The organism is Armatimonadota bacterium (assembly GCA_016125185.1).
GTDB lineage: Bacteria > Armatimonadota > Fimbriimonadia > Fimbriimonadales > Fimbriimonadaceae > Fimbriimonas.
The window spans coordinates 1,016,970-1,033,451 of sequence record WGMG01000006.1 but is presented as its reverse complement, the minus strand read 5'-3'; the positions used below and the strand labels follow the sequence as shown (position 1 = coordinate 1,033,451).

At 55.3% G+C, this 16,482-nt stretch carries 19 protein-coding genes, 1 tRNA gene and 1 pseudogene; 7 read left to right on the top strand and 14 right to left on the bottom strand.

The annotated features are described in order from the left end of the window. The first annotated feature begins 38 nt into the window (after positions 1-38). The gene (locus GC165_12785) at positions 39-1,433 is read left to right on the top strand and encodes a hypothetical protein (GenBank protein ID MBI1333741.1); all 1,395 of its coding nucleotides are present in this window, start codon (positions 39-41) and stop codon (positions 1,431-1,433) included. Further along, the gene (locus GC165_12780) at positions 1,430-1,771 is read left to right on the top strand and encodes a DUF45 domain-containing protein (GenBank protein ID MBI1333740.1); all 342 of its coding nucleotides are present in this window, start codon (positions 1,430-1,432) and stop codon (positions 1,769-1,771) included. The genes GC165_12785 and GC165_12780 overlap by 4 nt, the downstream gene beginning before the upstream one ends. 179 nt (positions 1,772-1,950) lie before the next feature. On the opposite strand, the gene GC165_12775 is transcribed toward GC165_12780, so the two are convergent. Beyond that, positions 1,951-2,026: transfer RNA gene (locus GC165_12775), tRNA-Lys, on the bottom strand. Positions 2,027-2,095: 69 nt separating this feature from the next. Here GC165_12775 and GC165_12770 point away from each other — a divergent pair. The 3 genes from GC165_12770 to GC165_12760 all read left to right on the top strand — a co-directional run bounded on the left by GC165_12770 (position 2,096) and on the right by GC165_12760 (position 3,638). Next, complete coding sequence (locus GC165_12770; protein ID MBI1333739.1) at positions 2,096-2,587, top strand: GNAT family N-acetyltransferase; 492 nt, start codon at positions 2,096-2,098, stop codon at positions 2,585-2,587. Positions 2,588-2,605: 18 nt separating this feature from the next. Beyond that, on the top strand, positions 2,606-3,136 hold the full coding sequence (locus GC165_12765; protein ID MBI1333738.1) for a GNAT family N-acetyltransferase: 531 nt from the start codon (positions 2,606-2,608) through the stop codon (positions 3,134-3,136). A 181-nt stretch (positions 3,137-3,317) separates the two neighbouring features. Beyond that, the gene (locus GC165_12760; GenBank protein ID MBI1333737.1) at positions 3,318-3,638 is read left to right on the top strand and encodes a hypothetical protein; all 321 of its coding nucleotides are present in this window, start codon (positions 3,318-3,320) and stop codon (positions 3,636-3,638) included. 35 nt (positions 3,639-3,673) lie between these two features. On the opposite strand, the gene GC165_12755 is transcribed toward GC165_12760, so the two are convergent. Then, positions 3,674-4,072 (bottom strand): hypothetical protein, encoded by a 399-nt coding sequence (locus GC165_12755; protein ID MBI1333736.1) that lies wholly within the window; start codon positions 4,070-4,072, stop codon positions 3,674-3,676. Here GC165_12755 and GC165_12750 point away from each other — a divergent pair. Next, positions 4,071-4,148 (top strand): annotated as a pseudogene (locus GC165_12750) (DUF4390 domain-containing protein). The gene GC165_12755 and the pseudogene GC165_12750 sit on opposite strands and share 2 nt — an antisense overlap. A gap of 132 nt (positions 4,149-4,280) precedes the next feature. On the opposite strand, the gene GC165_12745 reads toward GC165_12750, so the two are convergent. Genes GC165_12745 through glmU form a run of 12 tightly spaced genes read right to left on the bottom strand, consistent with a single transcriptional unit; the run spans position 4,281 to position 15,378 of the window. Beyond that, positions 4,281-5,015: an ATP-binding cassette domain-containing protein gene (locus GC165_12745; protein MBI1333735.1), complete on the bottom strand. Its 735-nt coding sequence runs from the start codon at positions 5,013-5,015 to the stop codon at positions 4,281-4,283. Continuing rightward, a complete protein-coding gene (locus GC165_12740) occupies positions 5,012-6,235 on the bottom strand; it encodes a helix-turn-helix domain-containing protein (GenBank protein ID MBI1333734.1) in 1,224 nt (407 codons plus the stop codon). Before GC165_12740 ends, GC165_12745 begins: the two co-directional genes overlap by 4 nt. Next, entirely contained in the window at positions 6,232-7,848 is a 1,617-nt protein-coding gene (locus GC165_12735; protein ID MBI1333733.1) for a hypothetical protein, read from the bottom strand. The genes GC165_12740 and GC165_12735 overlap by 4 nt, the downstream gene beginning before the upstream one ends. A 20-nt stretch (positions 7,849-7,868) precedes the next feature. Further along, on the bottom strand, positions 7,869-8,606 hold the full coding sequence (gene recO / locus GC165_12730) for a DNA repair protein RecO (protein ID MBI1333732.1): 738 nt from the start codon (positions 8,604-8,606) through the stop codon (positions 7,869-7,871). Between the two features lie 17 nt (positions 8,607-8,623). Continuing rightward, the gene (locus GC165_12725) at positions 8,624-9,364 is read right to left on the bottom strand and encodes a hypothetical protein (protein ID MBI1333731.1); all 741 of its coding nucleotides are present in this window, start codon (positions 9,362-9,364) and stop codon (positions 8,624-8,626) included. Then, positions 9,364-10,314, bottom strand: coding sequence for a hypothetical protein (locus GC165_12720; protein ID MBI1333730.1), 951 nt, complete (start codon positions 10,312-10,314; stop codon positions 9,364-9,366). The genes GC165_12725 and GC165_12720 overlap by 1 nt, the downstream gene beginning before the upstream one ends. Beyond that, positions 10,311-11,216: a hypothetical protein gene (locus tag GC165_12715; GenBank protein MBI1333729.1), complete on the bottom strand. Its 906-nt coding sequence runs from the start codon at positions 11,214-11,216 to the stop codon at positions 10,311-10,313. Before GC165_12715 ends, GC165_12720 begins: the two co-directional genes overlap by 4 nt. Continuing rightward, on the bottom strand, positions 11,216-12,235 hold the full coding sequence (locus tag GC165_12710) for a hypothetical protein (protein ID MBI1333728.1): 1,020 nt from the start codon (positions 12,233-12,235) through the stop codon (positions 11,216-11,218). Before GC165_12710 ends, GC165_12715 begins: the two co-directional genes overlap by 1 nt. Beyond that, complete coding sequence (locus GC165_12705; protein ID MBI1333727.1) at positions 12,196-12,564, bottom strand: hypothetical protein; 369 nt, start codon at positions 12,562-12,564, stop codon at positions 12,196-12,198. The genes GC165_12710 and GC165_12705 overlap by 40 nt, the downstream gene beginning before the upstream one ends. Next, positions 12,542-12,946, bottom strand: a complete 405-nt coding sequence (locus tag GC165_12700; GenBank protein MBI1333726.1) for a hypothetical protein — start codon at positions 12,944-12,946, stop codon at positions 12,542-12,544. Before GC165_12700 ends, GC165_12705 begins: the two co-directional genes overlap by 23 nt. 58 nt (positions 12,947-13,004) lie before the next feature. After that, positions 13,005-13,982, bottom strand: coding sequence for a ribose-phosphate diphosphokinase (gene prs / locus GC165_12695; protein ID MBI1333725.1), 978 nt, complete (start codon positions 13,980-13,982; stop codon positions 13,005-13,007). Between the two features lie 10 nt (positions 13,983-13,992). After that, positions 13,993-15,378, bottom strand: coding sequence for a UDP-N-acetylglucosamine diphosphorylase/glucosamine-1-phosphate N-acetyltransferase (glmU, locus tag GC165_12690; protein MBI1333724.1), 1,386 nt, complete (start codon positions 15,376-15,378; stop codon positions 13,993-13,995). 85 nt (positions 15,379-15,463) lie between these two features. Between glmU and GC165_12685 the strand changes: the two genes are divergently transcribed. Beyond that, on the top strand, positions 15,464-16,084 hold the full coding sequence (locus GC165_12685; protein MBI1333723.1) for a uracil phosphoribosyltransferase: 621 nt from the start codon (positions 15,464-15,466) through the stop codon (positions 16,082-16,084). The last annotated feature ends 398 nt before the right edge of the window (positions 16,085-16,482 follow it).

Genomic DNA, 16,482 nt, shown 5'->3' with positions numbered 1-16,482 from the left:
CTGACAACTCACTCACTAATGACTGACAAACCTCTGACATGAGAAAAACTTACATTTACCTCCTTAGCGAATTTCCGATAAAGCTTGGAATTCATGATGGAGAATGCCTCAAGCTTAAAGAAGCTCCGCCACTTACGACGGCACCAGGTGCTTTGATTTTGGCCATGCTGGCAAAAGGCAAGGCGGATAGAAGGTTTCTTGAGCGTGCATTTTTTTCGAGGACAATTGGGATTAACGAAAATGGAGTCGCCAAGTTAGCTCAGAGAACTGGAGAACTGATGAGGCAATACTTTGGGCCAGGTAAGTGGGTCAGGCAGTCACAATTAGATATTTTTTTTGAAGGAGGGCAACATTACTGTGATGTAATCAATGGGCCATATAGTGACAGCGTGACACGCCTCGGACTTGAGAGGGTGGAGAGACTTAAGGCTGCCAGAAATAACCTTGACTCGTTCTCGAGCAGCTACGGATGGATTAAAGAATACAAAAGGTGGCTCTGCATGATTGGAGATGAAACTGAACTGATCTATGGTGAATCTGAACAATGCAAAGTTGCCAGGGAGAAGATGCTTGCCAGTATCGAGAGCCAGACCAATAAAAGAAGCGACCATTCACAGCAAGACGACATGACTTTGCTAGCATTCGTCGACATCGATGGCACTTCAAACATCTTGAACAGGATCGACTCACCAATAATGCTCGATCGAGCTTTGGAGCGTGCGTCTAAAGTTATCGAGTCTCGACTTCAAAAAACTATTCCGCAGTATTGTCACAAAGTTATCACTGTCCAGAGATGGGGGTATGACGCATTCAGTATTTTGATTGCTTCAAAACAACTTGTGAGGATTGGCCTCTTTGTTTCGATTGTAGAGGCCGCGATAGTTGAAACCATAAATGAATTCACAGAAAGTTGGGTTAACGTGTCGTTCGGCCTTCACTCGCTGTCGGGAGCCACTGCCGCGCAAGAGCTAGCTGCGTCAATATTTGGATGCAGAGAGTCAAAGAAGCGGAAGCGATTATATACAGTTACAAAACCGCTCCATGCCTCGTCGATCGGATGGGCAGAGGTCCAACATACCACCAATGGAGTGGAACAAACATTAGGTAGTACATTCAGTGATACCGTACCTGTTTTGTCCCATGACCTCCCGGTTACGCGAACCAATACATCCGGCAGACTACCAGGTGATATCAAGGTTCCCAATGAATCGAATGACGAACCAAACCACGAGTCAATTGATCTAGAAAATCTCGCTTGGATGCACGAACTGAAATTTCAATCCGACTCATTATTTAGGGAAAGTGCTTACGAAACTTATCCTAGGAGACTTGCAGGAGATACTACAAATTTCTATATTTCCACGATTCCATTTGAAACAAGGCGGCTATCAGAGGGCGATGCTAAGACGTTTGTTAGGGAGTCTAGCTCATGATAAATCATTGGCTGAGCCCAGCAGAACTTCGGTGGACCGCTCGTAATTGGGCGACAAAGATGGGTTTAGAAGTATCGGGCATTAGAATACTGCCCCTGAAGAAGAAATGGGGATCAATGAGCAGACGAGGATGGATGACCTTGAATTCGGAGCTTCTAGATTTACCTAAGGAGCTTGGCGAGTATGTGATTGTTCATGAGCTCGTTCATCAGCTTGCCCCTAACCATGGTCGAATATTCAAGGCATTTCTCAAAAGCTATATGCCAGATTGGGAGGAAAGACACGCGCTCCTGCAATCGCATTCATTCACCGCTAAAGAAACTGCATCCAGTGCTTAGATTCATTCCAATCTAGCGGTATTCGAGGACAAGCCAACAAATTTAAGTCCCACGAATCATAACAGACACATTCCAAATCATTCATTTGTCGAATCTCTTTGGTGTCAAAAGTGGTGTCAACTTCACTATACTGGAAATAAAATAGCCCTCTTTCGAGGGCTAATTGAACTTATTTCTAATGGTGGACCGTGTAGGGCTCGAACCTACGACCCGCTGATTAAGAGTCAGCTGCTCTACCAACTGAGCTAACGATCCAGGACTTAGATTATTTCTGATCCGACCCTGAAATTGCAAGGGATGGCCGATTCGAAGCAAAATGAGGAGGTGGATTCTCCGATTCGCCTGGCAACCGAGGCCGACGCCGATGCCATCAACGATGTGTACAACTATTACGTGCACCATTCAACCTGCACGTTCCACCTCGAACCGGTGACCCGAGAAGAACGCGTTGAGTGGTTGAACGGCCATTCGGAGAAGCATCCCGTGCTCGTCTACGAAGTCGATAACAAGGTAGTCGGTTGGGCTTCCCTATCCGTCCACCGCCCTCGCCCGGCGTACGGTAACACCGTCGAAACGTCGGTCTACATCGACCATCGCTTTCATGGACGCGGGATTGGCAAAGCTCTTTTGGCCGAGCTTATTCGCCTGGCCAAGGAGCATGGCCACCACACAATGCTCGGCGGCATGGAAGCGTCCCAAATCGCCAGCATCCGGCTCCACGAGTCATTTGGATTCGAGAAGGTCGCCCACTACCGAGAAATCGGCTACAAATTTGGCCAGTGGCTGGACACGGTGTTCTACCAGCTCATGCTGTAGCTCAGCCATAATATCTAGGTGACGACCACACTCACGATCCGCCTTGCTACCCGCGCCGACGAGCCCGGAATTCAGCACGTGATTCGCACCGTTTACGAGGAGTACGGGTGGCCGTGGGACCCCGAGGACTATCACAAGGACCTCTACGACATCCAAACCTACTACTTTGACCACGGTGGTCAGTTCTGGGTGGCGGAACTCGATGGTAAGGTCGTCGGCACGGCAGCCCTGGAGGTCTTCTCTGCCTTTCCCAATGGCGATGCGACCGTTATGGTAGACGGCTTTGTGCGCGGCGCTGGGTGCGACTGCTCGATCGAGAGGCTCTACGTCCTCGCCGAAACGCGCGGTAAAGGCGTTGGCTCGGGGCTCTGGCGCACGGTCATCGACGCAGCTAAGGCTAGATGGTGCAAGCGCATGGAAATCTGGTCGGATAAGCGCCTAGAAGAAGCCCATCGATTGTATGAAAAGACCGGTGCCCAAAGAATTGGTGAGCGACTGTGCCACGATCCAGATCAAAGCCCAGAATGGGGCATGGTCTTGAACCTATAGGCGTACACTAGACTCAATCGTCATCCAACGCCCAACGCGCGACGAGATCGCCGAATACCGAGTTCCCAAGGGTTGCTACGCCGCCTTCTGGATTCCGATTACGCTGCTAGGGGTAACGGCGTTCATCGCCTTTACGGTCACGGACTACGGTTTTGGCGCGGTCGTCTCTGCAATTACGACCTTGTTCGCCCTAGCCTTCTCAGCTTGGTTTTATGTCGCCGACGAGGGAGTCTTTGTCGATGACGAAGCGATCAACCTGAGATTTCGCTTCCTGAAGCGACGTATCCCGATCAAGGACATGGACGAAATGTTCGAACTCACGCTCGGCGAAGGAGTCGACAACACCGTCATCCTCCACCTAACCGACGGAAGCCACCTTTTTCTTCCCGAAAGACTAGGACTCGCCGACTATATGCGCCGGGTGAGTCTGTACCACCAAATCAAGATGACGAGGACGACCCGGCAATACTTTCCCAATCGCAAAAGAAAATCCCCGCCATAGGCGGGGATCGTAATTTCTTTTACCGAAGCCGAGGCTTAGGCTTGAGGAGGAGGCGTACCGCCCTTCTTGTTGCCTTTGCCCTTACCAGCTGCGCCAGCGCCAGGACCGCCTGCGCCGCCTCGCATCTTGGCTCGCATTTCCTTGATGCCCTTCTCGTAGTCCGCGAACTGCGTCGGCGTCAGAATCTTCTTCAGACCAGCTTGGTAGCCCTCGGTGATAGCCTTGAACTTCTCTCGCATTTCGGGAGACATCTTCGGTCGCTCGCCCGGCTTAGGAGCTTCACCCTTGTTGGCGGCAGCCATGCTCTTTCGGAGCTCTTCACCCTTCTTCTGGGTTTCGGCCTTCAGAGCCTTGACCTTCTTCTGCTGATCGGCCGTCAGCTTCAGCTTGTCGAGGATCGGTTGGTCGAAGTTGAGGATGCCACCTCGGCGCATTCCGCCGGGACCGCCAGGGCCACCGGGTCCGCCAGCACGCTGGCCTCCCTTAGCGCCACCGGCAGGGCCGGCGCCTTGGGCAAAAGCGGAAACAGCCATCACACTCATGGCTGCAGTGGCGATTAAAAGTTTAAGTACGTTCTTCATGTTCGATTTGCGTTCCAACTGTCAGTAGAAGGTCTAAACGACTCGTATAGTACCAAGTTCACTAGAATTTGGTGAGGGTTTTTGCTTGGGACTTTTCGACTACTTCGCGAATGGCCGGATGATCGGATTCAAGGAACTCTTCTGGGGTGCCCAAGAAGACGATTTCGCCCTTGTGCAGGAACGCAACTCGATCGACGGTCCGCTGGACACTGATAAGGTCGTGGCTGACGAGGACACTGGTCATGCCGAGCGTCTGCCGAAGTTCGGCGACGAGTTCGTCGATCTGATAAGTCGTAATCGGGTCGAGGCCGGTCGTCGGCTCGTCGTACAGCAGGACCTTGGGATTGAGCGCGATGGCCCGCGCCATACCTACTCGCTTGCGCATCCCTCCGCTCAGCTCGGACGGCTCCAGGTTCTCGCTTCCCACAAGGCCAACACGATTCAGCGTGTCTTTGAGCAAGCTAGCTTCTTCGGTCTTCGAAAGCCGCAAATGACGTCGAACTCCGAACAACACATTCTGCTCGACGTTAAGGTAGTCGAACAGCGCCGCACCCTGAAAGACCATGCCCATCCGCAACCGGGCTTCTTCGGGATTCGCCTTTACGTCGACGCCATCCACCGTGATCTTCCCTTGAGTGGGATTGATCAGCCCAGAAATGCATCGCAAGAGCGTCGTCTTGCCGCCGCCGCTACTTCCCATCACACCGAGGATTTCGCCCTCGGCAACAAACAGCGAGATGTCCTTCAGGACCTGAGTCTTACCGAACGAGTGCGACAGGTCCTTGACTTCGATCATAGACCGCGGACCTTTTTGAACTCTGACGGGCTGGTGCCAAAGCGTTGCGTAAACGCCCGGCTAAAGCTAGCCAGGCCGGAAAACCCAACGGCGTTAGCAATCTCGGAGACGCTTCCCTGCCCACTCTCGAGCATCACCTTCGCCTTCTCCAAACGCGTCGCGATCAGGTATTGATGGAACGGCTTGCCCACCGCCTGCTTAAACAGATAGCGGAAGTGCGAAGTGCTGAGGCCAACCTGGTTAGCCACCACGTCGTCCGAGATATTCGCTGCGAAGTGACGATCCACCACCGACAGCGCCTTCTCCACAATCCTCGGCTGAACCTCGTCCGTGTTCAACCAATCGCCGACGATCCGGTGGATCATTTCGGTTGACATTGCTTCGATCTCCTCGACCGACTGGCACTTGTCAAATCCTCGGGCGGCTTCCAATTGAATCTTGTGGAGCGACCTGGACCCGCCGGCCTCCAGCATTCCCGCCGTCACGATGGCTAAAAACGTCAACGCCTCGCTCCGCACTTCATCCAAGTCCGCCGACTTCTCGAAAGCCGCATGCACCTGCTGCATCGCCTTCTGAAACCGCACTCGATCACGCAATCGCACGATGGCACCAAGCTCAGACAAGGGAATGCCGTGGCTGGAGGAATGGAACGGGCACTTATTGGCTCTCGGACACTCGAACGCGACGTCGTAAATGACGAACGACGACGCCAACCCAAGGTCCTTAAACACGATCTGGTCGAACGAAATTTCCGGCGGAGCTTCGACGGTCAAAATATCCAGCCTCACCCGCGTAGAGTCCAAAAACACACATCCCACCGTCTCAATCGAACTTCCGTCCCCAAAAAAGTTCTCCAGTAGCTCGGATTCGTGAGCGTCACGATAATGTCGGTTGCGGATCAACTCGATCGTATGGACAGCCGTGCTGCCTTTGAAAAACTGGATGACGGCGCCCCGACCGCCTTTAGGGTCGCCGTTCGAGAAAAGAGCGAAGACCCCAAGAAAGTGAATCTTGGTAACGAATCGATCCTTTGGGACCGCGATCGTCAGCGACGACGGAAGTCCGCGGCAAGGGTGCTTGTCGGTCGCCCCTCCCTGGCTCTGCCAGCCGGTATCGCTACCAAACGGGATCGAAAGAGGTCGAAGATGCATATCCCTCGGGACTCCAGCCCGAGGGAATTTAGCCAGTATCAGTTCCGAACCGCTGTCGGGATCCATCATTGGACGCTAGTAGTCGTATGCGGAAGGTGTCCGAAAGCGGACTCTCGAATACCGGACACGCGATCGCTGATCAGTTCGGCATCCTTCTGGAAGTAGATCGGCACGAACGGAGCGTCCTGAAGCACCATGTCCTCGGCCTTGGCGTAAAGCTCGGCGCGCTTGGCGTCGTCGAAGCTCGTATCCGCTTCGCGGCAAAGGGCGTCATACGCCGGGTTATGATAGTTCAGCTTGTTTTCGTTGCCATAGCTAGCCAGCAGGAGCGAGAGGAAGTTCTCGGGGTCCAGATAGTCAGCCGCCCATCGCATGTGGTAGATCGGCATCGTCTTCGTGTTGTACTTTTGCAGGTACGCACCCCATTCGATCTTCTTCGGGTGCAGGTTGATGCCCAGGTTCTGGCGAAGTTGCTGCTGAATGGCCTGCGCGACGATTTCGACGTCCGGTCGGCCGTCTCGGTAGCAGAAGTCAAGGTCCGGGAAGCCTTTGCCGTCCGGGAAGCCAGCCTGAGCCAGCAGTGTCTTTGCTTTCGTGATGTCGAACGGCAGCATGGCCGTCTTTTCACGGTAGTACTTCACACCGGGAGGAATGATCGAATCCGCCCGGCGGTTGATGCCGCCCAGCACCTCGTTGACAATCTTATCTCGATCCAGAGCCATGGCGATGGCCTGTCGAACGCGTCGATCCTTCAGGGCCGGAACCGTCGAACAGTTCATGCCGAGGTAGTACATCGCGGGTCGATCAAAGAACTTGAGCTGTTTACTGAGGACGGGGTCTTTCTGAATCGCCGGAAGGTCTTCGCGCTCTAGCGGGCAAAGATCGATCTCGCCCGTCTTGTACTTATTCAGGCGGCTCTGCGCATCCTTGATGATCGGTCGCTCGATCCGCTCAAGCTTCGGCGCGCCGTCGTGATAGTCCTTGTTGGCCACCAGCGTCACGATCTGCTCGGGGATAACCGTATCCATCTTGAAGGGGCCCGTGCCAATCATCTGTTCCGGCGTGGCCATGTCCTTCAGTGGATCAGGAAGTGCTTCCTTGGCGAAAACGTAGGTACAGGCGTATGTGAGCTTGTCCAGGAAGTACGGACGCGGCTTGTCGATGGTGACTTCCAGCGTATAGTCGTCCTTCGCCGTCACGCCCGAAAGCGCGGGGGCGTCGCCGTCGCCCTTAAAATTCAGGCGGTCGTTCACGCCCATAATGTCGGCCATGTAGGTGCCGGCAGTGGGACTCGTGAACTTCGGATTGGTCGTGCGCTCCCAGCACCACTTGAAGTCTTCGGCCTTCACTTCCCGGCCATTGCTGAACTTGATGCCATGCTTCAGGTGGAACGTGTAGGTCTTCTTATCCGCGCTCAGGTCATAGCTTTCGGCAAGGTTGGGAACGGCGCGGTTGTTCTCGTCCCATTTCATGAGTCCTTCGAAGACTTGCTGAACGACATCGATGGTGTCGCCGTCCTGCACCTTCGAAGGGTCGAGGGAGGTGGGAGTGGTAGGAAGCGGATATCGGAAGACTCCAGCCTTGGCGTCGGCCTTACGACTTGAGAAGCCTCCGCTGCCGCCCGAGCATCCGATGAGGGTGAGCAACGCCGCTCCGATGGCTAAAACTGGTCCAATACGCATGATTTCTCCAAGATTTTACATTAAGATTCGGTTCGCAGGGAAGCAAGTAGGTGTTGGCGCGCCGGAAGGGGCACCTCGCAAACGTATTCCCAAAACGATTGTAAGGCAACGAGGCATTCAAAGCAAAACTTTAAGTTAGTCGGCGGACGGTCGAGATCGACCAATGCGGCGAGTCCGTACAGCACTTCTGCCCGCACCTGGTACCGGTCGGTGAGGCCCGCCGCATGCTCGCTCACCACGTATCCTCCCGAAGACGGAGAAAAGAACCCGTAGGACTCCAAAATTCGGCTCCCGGTGACGACACATCGGTTAAACGACGGCAAGAAGCCGCTGAGTTCCAATAGCTTCACTTCGCCCCAAGCGAGAGCCGCCATCGGCGAAGGCGACGACTCGAGGTGGCCCAGCGTATCCAAGCAAAGTTCGAACGCCTCCTCAAACGGGTCTTCGTAGGGCAATATCTGTCCGAGTATCTCCCCCCAGCTGAGGCCGAGGTTCAGCCGGTCAAAGTCCAGCCGTAAGCCCGGAAAAGCGCTCCGAGGCTGAGCCGAGGTCACAAAGCGTTGCTTCTTACCGTCGGCATACGTGAAGATTCCGACGTTCAACGGCTCAGAAACGCCGCGCAGGCGTGAAGTTGGCTTCCGAGCGCCCTTGGCAACGACGTCGATTTTTCCCAACTCCCGAGAGAAGATGGTGAGTCGCCGATCCGACTCACCACTGTCTCGTCGTCGGAGCACGATGGCTTCGACTGTCGTTTCCATACGCTCTTTCTACGACCCTACTGCCGCAGGATGATCTTTTGGAAGAACTCGATCCAGATGAAGTACATGCGGTCGATGACGAGCGTGAAGCGCATCATAACCGTCGTACCAAAGATCGCGCCGAAACCGATCATCAGCAGGTAGCGGCCCATCATGTTGACCTTGAGGATCGCCTTGTTCTTCACGTCGAAGCTGAACAGGAAGTAGCTCAGGACGCTGACCAAGGTGAACATGAACAGGAAGTTCGAGATCGCCGTCGAGATATAGACGTGCGCTCCGACGATGGAGGGATCGATTCCGCTGTCCGGCGCCGGCACCAAGAACTGGCCCGTTGTCGGGAAGATCGGTTTCATCCCCGCGCGAACCTGCGGTCCGTAGGTGTCGAAGTACGACTGAATCTGCTGACCCGACCAAATGCCGAGAATAATTCCCAGCGGGATGCGGCTCATCCAGTTGTGCTTCTTGCTGAACACCGTGTAGCTCATGAAGCCGATGGGCAGCAGGATCGCATAGATCCACAAGCCCGCCGTCGCCCCTTGCTTGGAGGTCTCGTCGATGGTGCCCATCATCTTGTCCCACCAAACGCTGGAAAGCGTTTCCGTCCAGATGGCCACTAGCGCCCATCCGGCAGCAAGGCCAAGGAAGAGGTGCTCGCAGAAGCGGAAGAACTTGTTCTCCTTGTACAGAACGCTGAAGAGACCGATGGTAACGATGACCCCGGCGCCTTTTTCGAGTGTTTGAAAGAGTCCGAGATCCATTACTTACCTGCCACCTTTCGAGCCTTGATCATCTCGAAGTTGCCAATCACGATCAGCACGATCATGAGGATCAGCGTCGCGTGAAGGGTTGGGTAGTACTTCGTACCGTTGCCGACGTTCTTACCCGTATGCTGAGGATCGGGGAATCCCTCGATCTTATCTGACACCTTCACCGAAGGATTGGCGATCTTGCCGTTGGCGTCGGGGACGTTCAGGCCGTTGTCCATCATCGACTCCAGGTCAAACACGCCCTTCAGTCCACCCAGGAATCCAGCGATCTGCCCGGAGTTGTAGTACACCTGTGTCTCGGGAACCATAACACCGGTCACCGCAAACATGAGCGGGACGTGCTTGCCCGATACGAACTGCACGTGATAATCCGACGTCTTGCTGGCTGTCATATCTAGCACCAACTTAAAGTCCTCGACCTTTGTGATGTTTTGCAAGACAGGCGATTCGAATACGGGTCGAAGCTGACCGGAAGTATCCGTGTCGCGCTTCCCGGCAAAGGCCTTCCGAACGTCGTTGGCGACGTTATTGATCGCCACGTCCGAACTCGGATAGAAGCCACACTGCACCCAGTCCTGCCAACGAACGTAGGGTGTGCCGCCTTCCTTCTTGATCATCTCGTTGACCTCAGCAATGGTGTCCTGAGCGACACGAGGCGCCTGCGGGTCGGCAGTCGACCAAAGAGCGATCTTCACATGCTTTCGCATGAGAATCTTCAACACTGCGATCATTTGAGCTTTACTCTCGCCGCGCGTCGAACCGGTCCAGTCCGATCCCAGCAAGATCGTGTCGCCTTCGTTCAGCGACATGATGTGCTTAAAGAAGTCGGCCGAACTGTCGGTCGGTTTGCCCGGCACCTTGATGTTGAAGAACAACGGCACCGTGGCGCAAACGATGAGCAGAAGATAGACGATATGTTTTGGAATTCCCGTGGCTTTCACGACTTGCCTCCTCGCTCAAGACCGAGCCAGATTCGGAGCGCCATACTCAGCGTTCCGAGACCGATACCGAACTTAATGCCGGTAATCGAGGGTGTTTGGAAAGTGTTCTTGATCCAGTTCGCAATCTCCGTGACCTTAAAGTTCAACAGGAAGTTGCTGGCTGGGCCCTTACCGGCGATAGCAGCCACCGAATCATCCCATCCGGCGGCAACGGCTCCCATCAAGCTGATGATGACCAGGAGCGCGGTACCGAGGAGGATCGTCGCTTCGATCGACCTCGCTCGGAACGCTCGGTAAGCGGCCGAGAGGATAAAGAACGCGATGATCGAGAACATCGCCGCGTCCATCTGCTGAAGCAGGCCTTCGAAAAGGAAGTCCCGCATCATGTTCACGCCGCCCCAATTCGACGGGTTATCGAAGTCCGTGGTTCGCAGGTTCGTGCGAATGTGGAAGTCCCAAAAGCCGAACACGATCATGAGGACCATGGCTGTCAGCAGCACTAGGCTGAATCCCCAGTCCTTTTGCTGTTTGGCGATCTTGGTACCGTGGATGCGGAGGATACTAAAGATTCCCAGACCGAGCATGAATGCTGCTAGAACCTGAGAAATCGTTCCAAAGACGCTTGTCGCGTCGTTTAATCCGCTTCCAACGCTCTCAACCATATTCGAGGGAAGCTGAGTGGCCTTGTCGAAGCTGATCGGCTGCGGCCAGTATTGGAAGAGGACGAACACGCCGCCCGAAATGAAAGTCAGAATCCACGTGATCGGCTTGCGACCCTGCGTGGGGAGCTTAGAGAGAGCGAAGACGATACCGAATCCGATCAAAACGGTCAGCAAGACCATCATGGTCAGCTTCCCTTGGGTCGGGTCGATGCTCCAGAAGGAGAGCTTTTTAGGATCCATTAATTGCTACCTCCTGCAGCAGGAGCGGGGGTCGGAGCCGGGGCGTCCGGATTAGCGGTGCGCGACTTCTTGACCTCTTCCTTCACGTCGTCGGGCACGTCGTCAGGTCGGAAGAGCTTGGAGAAGGCAAAGACCTTTTTCTCGTCCTCTTTGACCTTGGCCAGGTTCGCTTTCTTGGCGTCTTCCGAGCCAGCCGCCTGAGCGACTGCGTTTTCGACGTTCTTGGCATGTCCGCAAGAGACGATCGACTGCGAGAGAGCGCCGCAGAGGATACAGCCGATAGCGAAGACCTTTGCCCAGTCCTGGCCGATCAGACTTCCCACCAGCACCGGTTCGCGGGTCAGGTAGGCCGATGCAGCGTAGAACTCGTCGCCGATGAGAACATAGTCGCAAGCGGCGATGAAGAACGGCGTCTGGGTGGCTTCGGTGGAGGAGGCAACCTGAATCGCGCCGATCGAGTTGGCGGTTTCGGCAAAAATGAGCGACTCGGCGTAGAATTCGCCGAGGAAGAAGGCGGCTGCCGTCTGCTCGCGGTGGATAATGCCCGAAACGCCGGCAGCAAAAGCGAACTGGCGGTCAGAGATGAATCGCACGGAGTCTGGATCGTATCGCTCTGGCACGCCCTCCTCTTGGTAGACGTCGCGGATAACCTCCTGAGCGAGGGTGTACATCGACGCCGAGTAGGCGCACATCAGAATCGGGTTCGAAAATTTTGCCGCGGTCCGCGTGACGTAGGCGCAGATGTTGATCGCCTGCACCGCGATGGCGTTGACCGGATCCGAAAGACCGGGCACCATCAAGATAGGTCGGCCCATTTCCGTGGCGCGTCCCACCGCTTCGTCGATCGCGTTCAGGCCGGGAATTCTTCGTATAAAGAGTTCCTTCTTCGACCTTGCCCGCACGATGTTCACCACAATGAACACCATGAAAATGAGCGTGAACAGCTGAGCAAACCAACCCGTGTCCCAGTTCTGGGCGCCTAGGGCGGTGCTTGCGTTGCTCCATATTTTGTCTGGCATAATTCCTCCTCCGTTGTTTTGCCGGACTCAGACGCCTCCGGCGTCTCTGGATCCGGCGGCTCCTCCAGCATGCAGATAAGCCGTTCGACATTATCCCGCTTTTGAAGCAAATTGCTATAGTCATTAATGAAATCGAAGCCGAAGAGGGGCACCAGGAAGGGAGCAGTGGCCAGACCGGCGTGCGCGAAGACATTCGCGATGGGCTTGTGCATCTCCAGGAAAGCGATAGCAGGAGCCTCCAATTTGCGACGACGAATCTCTGCCGCGCACTTGCCCAGCAGCTTGTCCGTCTCTTCGGCGGTCAGATCATTCTCCCAAAAATTGAACATCTTGACCGACGTGCTCCCGTATGAATTCCAAAACGTTTTCCTTTGAGACGTTCTGAATGCTTAATTTGACCCCTCGAAATGCATCGAGCTTCGATTCCTTGCTAAAAGGGGAAAGGTAAATCTCTTCGCTTCGGACGTGAACCGAGCGAACGGCACCCCAAGCGATCTCGTTGGGACCCGACTTGGCGACAGTCTGAGTGAGGGCAAACTTACGACCCCCGAAAAACTCATATGTAGAAGCGACCAGCACCACCAAACAGACGACGGGCAAGACCAGGTTTTTTGTTGCAAAAGCCGCGATAATTGCAAAAAGAATCGCCAAGCCATAGATCATCTTGAGCTTGTCGAACTTATCCGGGTCCGTTACAGAACGCTTCAGCACCCAAGTCATTTCGGCTTGTTTCCCCTCCCCATCGCTCACGTGTCTTAATCCGTTGTCGTTATCCCCAAGGACCGAATAGCTCGCTGACCGACTCATCGTTGTGGATGCGCTTGATCGCGCTGGCGATGAGCGGGGCCGCGCTCAAAACGGTCAGTTTGGGAAATTCTTTGTCTTTGGGCAAGTACACCGTGTCGAGCACCACCACTTCGCTGATACAGCTATTCTGCAGTCGCTCGCAGGCCGGATCGCTCAGAATCGCGTGGGTACAGCAGGCGATGATCTCTTTTGCCCCCCGGTCCAGCAGAGCCTGCGCGCCGCTGGCAATGGAACCGCCGGTGTCGATCATGTCATCGATCATCACGCAGCGCTTACCCGTGAAATCACCCACAATCTCCACGACTTCGACCGTGTTCGGAGCCGGACGCCGCTTGGCGATAACGATGAACGGACACTCAAGCATGTCGGCCAGTTTCTTGGCTCGGCCAACACCGCCGACGTCGGGTGCCACAACGCAGACGTCGGGGCGTCCTTTCAGGCCGTTCTGGATGAAGTATTCGCCGAGGATCGGACCGCCGTACAGGTGATCGACTGGAATGTTGAAGAAACCCTGAATCTGGTCGGCGTGAAGATCGAGCGTGACCACGCGATTCGCGCCGCACATTTCCACCATGTCTGCCACCAAGCGGGCCGTGATCGGCTCACGCGGCTTAATCTTCTTGTCCTGCCGAGCGTAGCCGTAGTACGGCATCACGACCGTGATGCGCTTGGCCGAGGCTCGGCGGAAGGCATCAAGGAGGATGAACAACTCCATCAAGTTGTCGTTCGTGGGTGCACAGGTGGGTTGGAGAATAAAGACGTCGGCGCCACGGGCGGACTCCTGAATCTCGATTCGAATCTCACCGTCGGCGAACTTGGAGGCCCGGAGATTTCCGAGTTCGACTCCGAGTTCGGCGGCAACCCGGGCGGCCAGCGTCGGGTTTGCGTTCCCGGCAAAGAGCTTCAACCCGTTCGTAAATGTTTCGCTGGAAGTAGTCATTAGCGCTTGTTCAACCATTCCTTTTTTTCTCCCGCCACCTTGCGGCCCACCCTTCCTTATTCTCCTGGCGCGCTCTACCGAACGCTCCGCTCCCAGCCGGAACGTCTTGGGTGATGACGCTGCCGGCGGCAACAATGACTCCGTCCCCGATTACAACCGGGGCAACCAGGGTCGAGTTCGAACCAATGAACGCGTCGGACCCGATTTGGGTTCGACTCTTGATGAATCCGTCAAAATTGCACGTGATCGTTCCCGCGCCGATATTGGTTTCCGCACCAATTTCGGCGTCGCCGATGTACGTAAGGTGGCTAGCTTTGACGCCCTCGTGGAGGGTGGAGCGATTGATTTCGACGAAGTTGCCGATTCGCACGCCGTCCTCCAGTGTACTCTTCGGACGGATGTTCGCGTAGGGACCGATCTTCACATCCGACCCGATCACGGCGGTGTCGGCGTTGCTCAAAAAGATCAATGTCCCACTGCCGACCTGAACATTCACCAGGCGAGTGTTAGGGCCGATGGTTGTCTTCGAGCCAATCTTCGTATCGCCGATCAGATGCGTTCCCGGCTCGATGATCGTATCCTGCTCGATCTGAACGTAGGGGCCAATGTACGTGTTATTCGGATCGACGATCGTGACTCCCGCCAGCATATGCTTTTCAAGGATCGATTTGCGAAGGATGCCGTTGGCTTCCGCGAGCTGCTTCCGGTCATTAACCCCCATCAGGATCGCCGGGTCCTTAGAAATAAAAGCATTGACGGGTCGGTTGGTCGCGTCAAAGTAGGCGACAATATCGGTCAGGTAGTACTCGCCCTGGGCATTGTCGTTCTTTAGGGTCGCCAGCGCTTCGGACAAAGCCGGGCCTTCTACGCAGTACATCCCCGCATTGGCCGTGCTGATTTGCTTCTCGGCGTCATTGGCGTCCTTTTGCTCGATGATCCGCTTTGCATCGCCGCCCGAAATCTCAACCCGTCCATAGCCGTGAGCATCCGGCAGCTTCGCCACCGAAAGCGAACAAACCCGTTCGGAGTTGATGTGCCCACACAGAAACTCGCGGAAGTATTCGGAAGAAATGAGCGGTGTGTCGCCGCAGACGATCATAACCGTTCCGTCGATCGGTCCAACTTCGGCTAGAGCGCATTGAACCGCGTGACCGGTGCCGTGCTGTTCGCGTTGCCAAGCGTACTGATAGCCGGTGCCAAGGCTCTTGACGATCTCTTCTCCGCCGTGTCCAACCACGATCACGATTTCGTCCGCGCCCGCGGCTTGGAGTGAATCGGCCACCAATTTGACCATCGGAACGCCGCAAACCTGGTGCAGACACTTCGGAAGATCGGACTTCATGCGCGTGCCTTTTCCAGCCGCTAAGATCAATCCGGTGACTCTGCGTTTGCTCATTACGTTAAGAGAAATGTAATTCTGAACCTTTTTGAGCCCTCATGACAAGTTGAAACTTGTCTATTCGACGCGGGACAATAGAAATATGCCGGTTACCGTCGTCGACCACCCGCTCGCTCAACACTATCTTTCGCAGTTGCGGGATCAAGAAACCCAGCCCGAGCGCTTCCGCCGGGTGGCCAACCATTTGACTACGCTCTTGGTCATCGAGGCGACCAAAGGCCTGGCCCAAACCTGTGCGACGGTCACCACCCCGCTCACGCAATGCGAGACCAAGGTTTTGGGCGAAGGCATCGCCGCCGTGCCGATCCTCCGCGCCGGACTTTCGATGCTGGAGCCGGTGCTCCAACTCTTCCCGGATGTGAAGGTGGGTTACGTCGGCCTGGAGCGGCACGAGGATACCGCCATCGCACGAAGCTACTACATGAAACTCCCTTCGCTCGAAGGACGATTTACCCTGTGCCTCGACCCCATGCTTGCCACCGGCGGCTCAGCCGCTCAAGCTATCGGCCAACTCAAGGTCGCTGGAGCGAAGGAAGTAGTGATGGTTTCCGTGATCTCTGCCCCCGAAGGCATCGAATTCCTCCAGTCCCAGCACCCCGAGGTCCCAATCTTCACGGCATCAGTCGATGAGCGACTGAATGACAAAAAGTACATCGTCCCCGGCCTCGGCGACTTCGGCGATCGCCTTTACGGAACGATGTAGCAAACAACGGGAGGCTCACTTCCCTCTCCAGATTCTCCATGGGATATCTGGAGGGTCCGCAGTTTGAACTGCCACAAAGGCGGTTCCAACGTGGAAGGGTGTCATCTGACTCATGTCAGGTGACGGGAGGGGAAAATCCATCATGAAAATTCGTAACGCTTAACCACGATTCCTGCTTTGAAGGCAGTTCCAGCACGGGTAAGTGTCCTTGACTTGAGTCAGGAAACGGGGCCGTGCTCTTGGGCTAGATTTCCTCCCCTTTTAGAGCCTGTCGCATCGCAAGCGAAAACCTGATCCCGGAGGGATCACAGATGGTAGCCGGGCGGTCGGAGCGAGGTACGAGCGTAGACCCCCGGACGACTTCTAACCTGAAATGGTCCGAGGAGTCCCGACATTCG

Coding starts and splice junctions, on each gene's coding strand:
- GC165_12785 (MBI1333741.1), top strand. CDS start 39: ATGAGAAAAACTTACATTTACCTCCTTAGCGAATTTCCGATAAAGCTT.
- GC165_12780 (MBI1333740.1), top strand. CDS start 1,430: ATGATAAATCATTGGCTGAGCCCAGCAGAACTTCGGTGGACCGCTCGT.
- GC165_12755 (MBI1333736.1), bottom strand. CDS start 4,072: ATGCGCCGAGGTGGCATCCTCAACTTCGACCAACCGATCCTCGACAAG.
- GC165_12745 (MBI1333735.1), bottom strand. CDS start 5,015: ATGATCGAAGTCAAGGACCTGTCGCACTCGTTCGGTAAGACTCAGGTC.
- GC165_12740 (MBI1333734.1), bottom strand. CDS start 6,235: ATGATGGATCCCGACAGCGGTTCGGAACTGATACTGGCTAAATTCCCT.
- GC165_12735 (MBI1333733.1), bottom strand. CDS start 7,848: ATGCGTATTGGACCAGTTTTAGCCATCGGAGCGGCGTTGCTCACCCTC.
- recO (MBI1333732.1), bottom strand. CDS start 8,606: ATGGAAACGACAGTCGAAGCCATCGTGCTCCGACGACGAGACAGTGGT.
- GC165_12725 (MBI1333731.1), bottom strand. CDS start 9,364: ATGGATCTCGGACTCTTTCAAACACTCGAAAAAGGCGCCGGGGTCATC.
- GC165_12715 (MBI1333729.1), bottom strand. CDS start 11,216: ATGGATCCTAAAAAGCTCTCCTTCTGGAGCATCGACCCGACCCAAGGG.
- GC165_12710 (MBI1333728.1), bottom strand. CDS start 12,235: ATGCCAGACAAAATATGGAGCAACGCAAGCACCGCCCTAGGCGCCCAG.
- GC165_12705 (MBI1333727.1), bottom strand. CDS start 12,564: ATGTTCAATTTTTGGGAGAATGATCTGACCGCCGAAGAGACGGACAAG.
- prs (MBI1333725.1), bottom strand. CDS start 13,982: ATGACTACTTCCAGCGAAACATTTACGAACGGGTTGAAGCTCTTTGCC.
- glmU (MBI1333724.1), bottom strand. CDS start 15,378: ATGAGCAAACGCAGAGTCACCGGATTGATCTTAGCGGCTGGAAAAGGC.
- GC165_12685 (MBI1333723.1), top strand. CDS start 15,464: ATGCCGGTTACCGTCGTCGACCACCCGCTCGCTCAACACTATCTTTCG.